This is a genomic window from Mycobacterium sp. 1465703.0 (genome assembly GCF_001672975.1).
GTDB lineage: Bacteria > Actinomycetota > Actinomycetes > Mycobacteriales > Mycobacteriaceae > Mycobacterium.
Window position 1 is genome coordinate 25,117 of the sequence record NZ_LZKU01000055.1, and the last position, 9,807, is coordinate 34,923.

At 65.5% G+C, this 9,807-nt stretch carries 9 protein-coding genes and 1 pseudogene; all 10 read left to right on the forward strand.

Translation table 11 applies throughout. The annotated features are described in order from the left end of the window. Positions 1-31 precede the first annotated feature (31 nt). Positions 32-445: a response regulator transcription factor gene (locus A5625_RS05270; RefSeq protein ID WP_066989761.1), complete on the forward strand. Its 414-nt coding sequence runs from the start codon at positions 32-34 to the stop codon at positions 443-445. Positions 446-882: 437 nt separating this feature from the next. Beyond that, on the forward strand, positions 883-1,260 hold the full coding sequence (locus A5625_RS05275) for an NADH-quinone oxidoreductase subunit A (RefSeq protein ID WP_066989787.1): 378 nt from the start codon (positions 883-885) through the stop codon (positions 1,258-1,260). Positions 1,261-1,268: 8 nt separating this feature from the next. Continuing rightward, complete coding sequence (locus A5625_RS05280; RefSeq protein WP_066989771.1) at positions 1,269-1,823, forward strand: NADH-quinone oxidoreductase subunit B family protein; 555 nt, start codon at positions 1,269-1,271, stop codon at positions 1,821-1,823. Next, complete coding sequence (locus A5625_RS05285) at positions 1,820-2,527, forward strand: NADH-quinone oxidoreductase subunit C (RefSeq protein ID WP_066989774.1); 708 nt, start codon at positions 1,820-1,822, stop codon at positions 2,525-2,527. Before A5625_RS05280 ends, A5625_RS05285 begins: the two co-directional genes overlap by 4 nt. Further along, entirely contained in the window at positions 2,527-3,852 is a 1,326-nt protein-coding gene (gene nuoD / locus A5625_RS05290) for an NADH dehydrogenase (quinone) subunit D (RefSeq protein ID WP_066989776.1), read from the forward strand. Before A5625_RS05285 ends, nuoD begins: the two co-directional genes overlap by 1 nt. Beyond that, positions 3,849-4,604: an NADH-quinone oxidoreductase subunit NuoE gene (gene nuoE / locus A5625_RS05295; protein WP_066989779.1), complete on the forward strand. Its 756-nt coding sequence runs from the start codon at positions 3,849-3,851 to the stop codon at positions 4,602-4,604. Before nuoD ends, nuoE begins: the two co-directional genes overlap by 4 nt. Further along, positions 4,604-5,944 carry an NADH-quinone oxidoreductase subunit NuoF gene (gene nuoF, locus A5625_RS05300; RefSeq protein WP_066989782.1) on the forward strand — a complete coding sequence of 447 codons (1,341 nt, stop codon included), beginning with the start codon at positions 4,604-4,606 and terminating at the stop codon, positions 5,942-5,944. The genes nuoE and nuoF overlap by 1 nt, the downstream gene beginning before the upstream one ends. A gap of 7 nt (positions 5,945-5,951) precedes the next feature. After that, a complete protein-coding gene (locus A5625_RS05305) occupies positions 5,952-8,366 on the forward strand; it encodes an NADH-quinone oxidoreductase subunit G (RefSeq protein WP_066989785.1) in 2,415 nt (804 codons plus the stop codon). 5 nt (positions 8,367-8,371) lie between these two features. Then, positions 8,372-9,643: an NADH-quinone oxidoreductase subunit NuoH gene (gene nuoH / locus A5625_RS05310; protein ID WP_066989789.1), complete on the forward strand. Its 1,272-nt coding sequence runs from the start codon at positions 8,372-8,374 to the stop codon at positions 9,641-9,643. Then, positions 9,636-9,807, forward strand: a pseudogene (locus A5625_RS05315) (NADH-quinone oxidoreductase subunit I); the annotation flags it as partial. The gene nuoH and the pseudogene A5625_RS05315, both read left to right, overlap by 8 nt.

Here is a 9,807-nt window from a genome sequence, read left to right on the forward strand (position 1 = left end):
ATCGCGGTGCGACACCAGTAGCATCTGCACCGTGTCCGATTCCAGCCCCCAATCCAGCGTCGCCCTGCGGATCCTCGTCTACAGCAGCAACGCCCAAACCCGCGAACGGGTGATGCGGGCGCTGGGCAAGCAGCTGCATCCCGATCTGCCCGAGTTGAGTTACGTCGAGGTGGCGACCGGGCCCATGGTGGTGGCGACCATGGACAAGGGCGGCATCGACTTGGCCATCCTGGACGGCGAGGCCACCCCGACCGGCGGCATGGGAATCGCCAAGCAGCTCAAAGACGAACTCGAGACATGCCCGCCGCTGGTCGTGCTGACCGGACGCCCCGACGATGCGTGGTTGGCGTCCTGGTCGCGCGCCGAGGGCGCGGTGCCGCACCCCATCGACCCCATCTTGCTTGGCCGCACGGTGCTCAGCCTGTTGCGCACCCCGGTTCGCTGACCCGGTCCCCGCGGCGTCTTTGCCGCGGCCGTTGAGTTCCTGCCGCCGGGCGCGGCAGTGCCGACCACTTCGCCGTCCACCGGCGAGACAATTGCCGATGTTGCGACGTTGCTGACAACGGTCCATCCGCACTGGCGACGCCGTTGATCTCCGGCGCCGCAGCGATCCGCGCGGCGCCACCTTTGCTAGTGCTCTGTCTGCGGCCGATGCGTCGATGGCGTTCGGTGCCGGGCGTTGGTTTAACCGTCTATCGAGTTTGCGCAGCACAGCGCGACGCAGCCCGCCAATACTGCAAAACGGCCACCCCGGGCAAGCGCGCCGCCGCCCGCGACGCTATGTTGTAAATCACTGTGACGGGCTCGGGACCCGGTTCGTCACAGCAGCCCGGTTACCGCCTGGCCGCTGCAGGCGGCTCGTACGACGGATCATGGAGCGAGTTGAACGTCTACATACCCATCCTGGTGCTAGGCGCCATTGCCACTGCCTTTGCCGTGGGCTCGGTGGCGATCGCGAGCCTGGCCGGCCCGTCACGCTTCAACAAATCGAAGATGGCGGCCTACGAGTGTGGAATCGAACCCACCGAGACGTCGGTAAGCGGCCCGCATGCGACGGCCGGGCAGCGTTTTCCGGTGAAGTATTACCTCACCGCAATGCTGTTTATCGTCTTCGACATCGAAATCGTGTTCTTGTATCCCTGGGCGGTCAGCTATGACGCGCTGGGCACATTCGCTCTGGTCGAAATGGTGGTGTTCATGCTGACGGTTTTCGTGGCCTACGCCTATGTGTGGCGCCGCGGCGGCCTGACGTGGGATTGAGGTCAGACGTGGGTCTTGAAGAACAGCTGCCCGGCGGGATTCTGCTGTCAACAGTCGAGAAGGTCGCGGGCTATGTCCGCAAGAACTCACTGTGGCCGGCGACGTTCGGGTTGGCCTGCTGCGCCATCGAGATGATGGCAACGGCCGGGCCAAGATTCGACATCGCGCGGTTCGGCATGGAGCGGTTCTCGGCCACCCCCCGCCAAGCCGATCTGATGATCGTCGCCGGACGGGTCAGCCAGAAGATGGCTCCGGTGCTGCGGCAGATCTACGACCAGATGGCCGAGCCGAAATGGGTGCTGGCCATGGGGGTATGCGCGTCATCCGGCGGAATGTTCAACAACTACGCGATCGTGCAGGGCGTCGATCACGTGGTTCCGGTGGACATCTACCTGCCGGGCTGCCCACCTCGACCGGAGATGCTGCTGTACGCAATCCTGAAGCTGCACGAGAAGATTCAGGAGATGCCACTCGGCGTCAACCGGGAAACCGCCATCGCCGAAGCCGAGCAGGCGGCGCTGTCGGCCCGGCCCACCATCGAGATGCGTGGACTGCTGCGATGAGCTCGCCGGGCCAAGATCCCAAGGAGGCAATCAGCCGCGCCGACGAAGAGGTAATCGACGTGCGCCGCGGTATGTTCGGCGCCAAGGGCACCGGTGACACCTCCGGTTATGGACGGCTGGTGCGCGAGGTCCTGCTTCCCGGCAGCAGCCCGCGACCCTACGGCGGCTATTTCGACGAGGTGGTCGACGGCCTGGCCGAGGCGTTGAACCGGGACCACGTCGAATTCACCGACGCCATCGAGAAAGTCGTGGTGTACCGCGATGAACTGACCCTGCACGTCCGGCGCGACGCGCTGGAGCGGGTTGCTCAGCGGCTGCGCGACGAACCGCACCTGCGCTTCGAATTGTGCCTGGGCGTCAGCGGGGTGCACTACCCGCACGAGACGGGCCGTGAACTGCATGCCGTGTATCCATTGCAGTCGATCACGCACAACCGCCGCGTCCGTCTGGAAGTGTCTGCGCCCGACGGTGATCCGCACATTCCGTCGCTGTTCGGGATTTACCCGACCACCGACTGGCACGAGCGGGAGACGTACGACTTCTTCGGCATCATCTTCGACGGGCACCCCTCGCTGACCCGTATCGAGATGCCCGATGACTGGCACGGACATCCGCAGCGCAAGGACTATCCCCTCGGCGGAATTCCCGTCGAATACAAAGGCGCACAGATACCCCCGCCCGACGAGCGGAGAGCCTACAACTGATGAGCACTACCACTGAATCGACGCATGACGGCGCCGGCGAGACATTTGTGGTCGCCGGCGGCCAGGACTGGGACAAGGTCGTCGAGGCCGCCCGCGGTGCCGATCCCGGCGAACGCATCATTGTCAACATGGGGCCGCAGCATCCGTCCACGCACGGGGTGCTGCGGCTGATCCTGGAAATCGAGGGCGAGACGGTCACCGACGCCCGTTGCGGCATCGGGTATCTGCATACCGGCATCGAGAAGAACCTCGAATACCGGTACTGGACCCAAGGTGTCACCTTCGTGACCCGAATGGATTACCTCGCGCCGTTTTTCAACGAGACGGCGTACTGCCTGGGTGTGGAGAAGCTGCTCGGCATCACCGACCAGATACCGGAGCGGGTCAACGTCATCCGGGTGATGATGATGGAGCTCAACCGAATCTCGTCGCATTTGGTGGCATTGGCAACCGGCGGTATGGAATTGGGCGCCATGACCCCGATGTTCGTCGGTTTCCGGGGACGCGAGATCGTGCTGACCCTGTTCGAATCGATCACCGGCTTGCGGATGAACAGCGCCTACGTCCGCCCCGGGGGGGTAGCCCAGGACCTGCCGCCGAACGCGGAGACCGAGATCGTCGAAGCTCTCAAGGGGCTCAGGCAAGTTCTGCGCGAAATGGGCGGTCTGCTCAATGAGAATGCCATCTGGAAGGCCCGCACCCAGGACGTCGGTTACCTGGATCTGACCGGTTGCATAGCGTTGGGTATCACCGGCCCCATCCTGCGTGCCACCGGGTTGCCTCACGATCTGCGCAAGAGCGAACCGTACTGCGGATACGAAAACTACGAATTCGACGTAATCACCGAAGACACGTGTGATGCTTACGGGCGCTACATGATTCGCGTCAACGAGATGTGGGAGTCGATCAAAATCGTTGAGCAGTGTCTGGACAAGCTGAAGCCGGGCCCAACCATGGTTGAGGACCGCAAGATCGCCTGGCCGGCCGACCTGAAGGTGGGCCCGGACGGCCTGGGGAACTCACCGGAGCACATCGCCAAGATCATGGGCGGCTCGATGGAGGCATTGATTCACCACTTCAAGCTGGTCACCGAGGGCATCAGGGTGCCCGCCGGCCAGGTATACACGGCGGTCGAGTCGCCGCGCGGAGAGTTGGGCGTGCACATGGTCAGCGATGGCGGTACCCGGCCCTACCGGGTGCACTATCGAGACCCCTCATTCACCAATCTGCAAGCGGTCGCCGCGATGTGTGAAGGCGGGATGGTCGCTGACCTGATCACCGCGGTCGCCAGCATCGACCCGGTCATGGGCGGGGTGGACCGGTGACCGGCCCGCAGGGACAGCCGGTCTTCCTCCGGCTCGGCCCACCGCCGGACGAGCCCAACGCATTCGTCGTCGAGGGTGCGCCCAAGACGTATCCACCCGAGGTGCGCGCCCGGTTGGAGGTGGACGCCAAGGAGATCATCGGCCGCTACCCCAGCAAGCGTTCGGCGCTGTTGCCGTTGCTGCACCTGGTGCAGTCGCAGGATTCCTACCTGACACCCGCGGGCCTGGAGTTCTGCGGTGAGCAGCTGGGACTCACCGGCGCCGAGGTATCCGCGGTGGCGAGTTTTTACACGATGTATCGCCGCGGACCCACCGGCGATTATCTGGTGGGTGTCTGCACAAACACGTTGTGCGCCATCATGGGTGGCGATGCCATCTTCGATGCTCTGAAAGAGCATCTGGGCGTCGGTAACGACGAGACGACGGCCGATGGGTCGGTCACTTTGCAGCACATCGAATGCAACGCCGCCTGCGATTACGCGCCGGTGGTGATGGTGAACTGGGAGTTCTTCGACAACCAGACGCCGGAGTCGGCGCGCGAACTCGTCGACTCGCTGCGTTCCGGCGAGCCAAAGCCACCCACCCGCGGTGCGCCGCTGTGCGTTTTCCGCGAGACGTCGCGCATCCTGGCCGGCCTGCCAGACGAGCGCCCCGACCAGGGGCAAGGTGGCGCGGGTGCGGCCACCCTGGCCGGCCTGAAGGTAGCCAAGGAACACGGCATGCAGGCGCCCAGCGCGCCGGAAGGCCAGTAATGACAACAACTTCCGATACTTCGCAGGCGACTCCGCTGACTCCGGTGATCAGCCGCTTCTGGGACGAGCCGGAGTCCTGGACCCTCGAGACCTATCACCGTCACGGCGGTTACGAGGCGATGAAGAAGGCGCTGGCGATGGAGCCCGACGCGGTGATCGGGGTGGTCAAGGACTCGGGGCTGCGCGGGCGCGGCGGCGCGGGATTCTCGACCGGCACGAAGTGGTCGTTCATCCCGCAGGGTGATACCGGTGCCGCCGCCAAGCCGCATTATCTGGTGGTCAACGCCGACGAGTCGGAACCCGGGACGTGCAAAGACATTCCGCTGATGCTGGCGACACCGCATGTCCTCGTCGAGGGGGTGATCATCGCTGCGTACGCGATCCGGGCCAGCCACGCGTTCATCTATGTGCGCGGGGAGGTGCTGCCGGTCCTGCGCCGCCTGCAGAACGCGGTGGCCGAGGCTTACGCCGCGGGCTACCTCGGCCGTGACATCAACGGCTCCGGCTTCGATCTGGAGTTGGTGGTGCACGCCGGCGCCGGCGCATACATCTGCGGCGAGGAGACCGCGCTGCTGGATTCGCTGGAAGGCCGCCGCGGCCAACCGCGGCTGCGCCCGCCCTTCCCCGCCGTGGCCGGACTCTACGGTTGCCCCACGGTGATCAACAATGTCGAGACCATCGCGAGCGTGCCGTCGATCATCGACAACGGCGTGGACTGGTTCCGCTCGATGGGCAGCGAGAAATCCCCGGGCTTCACGCTGTATTCGCTGTCCGGTCACGTCGCCCGCCCCGGCCAGTATGAGGCCCCGCTGGGAATCACGTTGCGGGAGCTGCTCGCCTACGCCGGTGGCGTGCGGGCCGGGCATCGGCTCAAGTTCTGGACACCCGGTGGATCGTCGACGCCGCTGTTGACCGACGAGCATCTCGACGTGCCGCTGGACTACGAGGGCGTCGGCGGCGTCGGCTCGATGCTGGGCACCAAGGCGCTGGAGATCTTCGACGAAACCACCTGCGTGGTTCGTGCGGTTCGGCGCTGGACGTACTTCTACAAGCACGAGTCCTGCGGCAAATGCACGCCGTGCCGGGAGGGCACCTTCTGGCTCGACCAGATATACGAGCGGCTGGAAACCGGTAAGGGCACCAGCGAGGACATCGACAAGTTGCTGGACATCTCCGACACCATCCTGGGGAAGTCGTTCTGCGCCTTGGGGGATGGTGCCGCCAGTCCGGTGATGTCGTCGATCAAGTTCTTCCGCGACGAATACGTCGCGCACGTCGAAGGAGGCGGATGCCCGTTCGACCCCCGCGACTCCATGCTGACGGCGAACGGAAAGGCGTGACCCGCTCATGACCAGTGCGGCCAAAACCGAGGCCGGCGACGAGGTGCGTCCGCCGGACATGGTGACGCTCACCATCGACGGTAACGAGATCAGCGTTCCCAAGGGAACTCTGGTGATCCGGGCCGCCGAATTGATGGGCATCCAGATCCCGCGCTTCTGCGATCACCCGCTGCTGGAGCCGGTCGGAGCATGCCGGCAGTGTCTGGTCGAGGTCGAAGGCCAACGCAAACCGATGGCCTCGTGCACCACGGTCGCGACCGACGACATGGTGGTACGCACCCAGCTCACCTCGGAGGCCGCCGACAAAGCCCAGCACGGCGTCATGGAGCTGCTGCTGATCAACCACCCGCTGGACTGCCCGATGTGCGACAAGGGCGGCGAATGCCCACTGCAGAACCAGGCAATGTCCAACGGCCGCGCCGATTCTCGCTTCACCGACGTCAAGCGCACCTTCGCCAAGCCGATCAACATCTCCGCTCAGGTGCTGCTGGACCGGGAGCGCTGCATCCTGTGTGCTCGGTGCACCCGGTTCTCCGAGCAGATCGCCGGCGACATCTTCATCGACATGCAGGAGCGTGGCGCCCTGCAGCAGGTCGGCATCTACGCGAATGAGCCGTTCGAGTCCTACTTCTCGGGCAACACCGTGCAAATCTGCCCGGTGGGCGCACTGACCGGAACCTCGTATCGGTTCCGGGCCCGCCCGTTCGACTTGGTTTCCAGCCCCAGCGTCTGTGAGCACTGCGCTTCCGGGTGCGCGCAGCGCACCGATCACCGCCGCGGCAAGGTGCTGCGCCGGCTGGCCGGTGACGATCCCGAGGTCAACGAGGAGTGGAACTGCGACAAGGGCCGCTGGGCTTTCACTTACGCAACCCAGGCCGATGTCATCACCACTCCCCTGATCCGCTCCAACGATGGCTCGCTGCAACCCGCCTCATGGTCACACGCCATCGCCGTCGCGACGAAGGGCCTGGAAGCGGCGCATGGCCGGACCGGTGTGCTGGTCGGCGGCCGGGCAACCCTGGAAGACGCTTACGCCTACTCCAAGTTCGCTCGAATTGTGCTGAACAGCAACGACATCGACTTCCGTGCCCGCCCGAGCTCCGCCGAAGAGGCCGACTTCCTGGCCGCCCGGATCGCCGGCAAACCGATCACCGTCAGCTACGCCGATCTGGAATCGGCTCCGGTCGTCGTGCTGGTCGGATTCGAGCCCGAAGACGAATCACCCATCGTGTTCTTGCGGTTGCGCAAGGCCGCCCGCAAACACGGGCTGCCGGTCTACGCGATCGCGCCGTTCGCCACCCGCGCGCTGACCAAGATGTCCGGTCGCTTGATCAAAACCGTTCCGGGCGCCGAAGCTTCGGCGCTGGACGGGTTGGCCACCGGCGAGGTGGGCGACCTGCTCTCCACTCCGGGTGCGGTCATCATGGTCGGCGAACGGTTGGCCTCGGTGCCGGGCGGGTTGTCCGCCGCGGCCCGGCTTGCCGACACCACCGGCGCCCGCCTGACCTGGGTGCCGCGACGTGCCGGTGAGCGCGGCGCGCTGGAGGCCGGTGCGCTGCCAGGGCTGTTGCCCGGCGGCCGCCCGATCGACGACGAAACCGCTCGGGCGCAGGTTGCCCAGGCGTGGAACGTGTCCGAATTGCCTTCCGGCACTGGACGTGACGCCGACGGCATCCTGGCCGCCGCTACCGACGGCACGCTGGGCGCGCTGCTGGTAGGTGGCGTCGAGCCCGATGACTTCACCGACCCGGCGGCGGTGCTGGCGGCGCTGGACGGCGTTGGTTTCGTGGTCAGCCTGGAGTTGCGGCACAGCGCCGTCACCGAGCGTGCCGACGTCGTCTTCCCGGTCGCGCCGACGACCCAGAAGGCCGGCGCATTCGTCAACTGGGAGGGGCGCTTCCGACCGTTCGAAGCGGCGCTGCGCAACACTCAGGACGCCAGCCAATCCGACCATCAGGTGCTCGACACGCTCGCCGACGAGTTGGGCGTGTATCTGGGCATGTCCACCGTCGACGCGGCCCGCCAAGAAATGGCGGCGCTGCGGCACTGGGACGGCAAGCGTGCCGCGAACCCGGACGTCGCGGCCGCGGAGCCTGCCCAGCCGGCAGCGGGCGAGGCGATATTGGCCGGATGGCGGATGCTGTTGGACAACGGCCGAATGCAGGACGGGGAGCCCCATCTGGCCGGAACCGCGCGTAAGGCTTTCGCCCGGCTGTCCGCCGATACGGCCGCCGAAATCGGGGCCGCCGACGGCGACGCCGTCACCGTCAGCACCTCGCACGGATCCATCAGCCTGCCCTTGGTGATCACCGACATGCCCGACCGGGTGGTGTGGCTTCCGGTGAACTCCCCCGCCTCGGCGGTACACCGCCAACTCGGCGTATCCCCGGGCAGCACAGTCAAGATCGGAGTTGGCTCATGACCGGCTTGACCGCTTTCGGACACGACCCCTGGTGGCTGGTGCTGGGCAAGGCACTGGCGATCTTCGTGTTCCTCATGCTCAACGTGCTGGTGGCAATTCTGCTGGAACGCAAGATCCTCGGCTGGATGCAGCTGCGGCCCGGCCCGAACCGGGCGGGCCCGTGGGGGGTACTGCAGAGCCTGGCCGACGGAATCAAGTTGGCACTCAAGGAAACGATCACCCCGGGTGGCGTCGACAAGTTCGTCTACTTCGCGGCACCGGTGATCTCCACGATTCCGGCATTCACCGCCTTCGCGTTCATCCCGTTCGGTCCGGTGGTGTCGGTGTTCGGTCACCGCACCCCGCTGCAGCTGACCGACCTTCCGGTCGCGGTGCTCTTCATTCTGGGCCTGTCGGCGATCGGCGTGTACGGAATCGTGTTGGGCGGCTGGGCTTCCGGGTCCACCTACCCGCTGCTGGGCGGCGTGCGTTCCACCGCCCAGGTCATCTCCTACGAGGTGGCGATGGGCCTGTCGTTCGCGGCGGTCTTCCTCTACGCCGGCTCCATGTCGACCTCACGGATCGTCGCCGCACAGGACCGCGTCTGGTTCGTGTTCCTGCTGCTGCCGTCCTTCGTGATCTACCTCATCTCGATGGTCGGCGAGACCAACCGGGCGCCTTTCGATTTGCCCGAGGCCGAGGGTGAGCTGGTCGCCGGATTCCACACCGAATACTCGTCGTTGAAGTTCGCGATGTTCATGCTGGCCGAGTACGTCAACATGATGACCGTTTCGTCGCTGGCCACCGTCTTGTTCTTCGGCGGCTGGCATGCGCCGTGGCCGCTGAACATGTGGGACGGCGCCAATACCGGCTGGTGGCCGGTGCTTTGGTTCACCGCGAAGATGTGGACGTTCCTGTTCGTCTATTTCTGGCTGCGGGCCTCACTGCCCCGGCTGCGCTACGACCAGTTCATGGGGCTGGGCTGGAAACTGCTGATCCCGGCCTCGCTGGTCTGGGTGCTGATCGCCGCCGTGATTCGCACGCTGCAGAACCAGGGCTATCAGCATTGGACCCCGATCCTGGTGGCCAGCAGCATCGTGTTCGCCACGGTGCTGGTGCTGATGCTGCGAAAGCCGTTCAGCGCGCCGGGTATTCGCGCGCTGGAGAAACAGCTCCGCCGCGAGGCGAAGAAGCTTCCGACCGCACCGGGCTCCACACCGGTATTCCCGACACCGCCGCTGCCGGCGAAGACCCAGAAATCGCTGGCGGCCGCGAGTAAGGAGAAAGCACGTGGCTAAGTTCTTGGACGCCGTAGCCGGATTCGGCGTGACGTTCGGGTCGATGTTCAAAAAGAACGTCACCGAGGAGTATCCGGAAAAGCCGGGCCCCGTCATGCCGCGCTATCACGGCCGCCACCAGCTCAACCGCTATCCGGACGGTCTGGAGAAATGCATCGGGTGCG

Excerpts from the sequence above, each read along its gene's own strand:
- nuoD (WP_066989776.1), top strand. The coding sequence starts at position 2,527 with ATGAGCACTACCACTGAATCGACGCATGACGGCGCCGGCGAGACATTT.
- nuoF (WP_066989782.1), top strand. The coding sequence starts at position 4,604 with ATGACAACAACTTCCGATACTTCGCAGGCGACTCCGCTGACTCCGGTG.
- A5625_RS05285 (WP_066989774.1), top strand. The coding sequence starts at position 1,820 with ATGAGCTCGCCGGGCCAAGATCCCAAGGAGGCAATCAGCCGCGCCGAC.
- A5625_RS05305 (WP_066989785.1), top strand. The coding sequence starts at position 5,952 with ATGACCAGTGCGGCCAAAACCGAGGCCGGCGACGAGGTGCGTCCGCCG.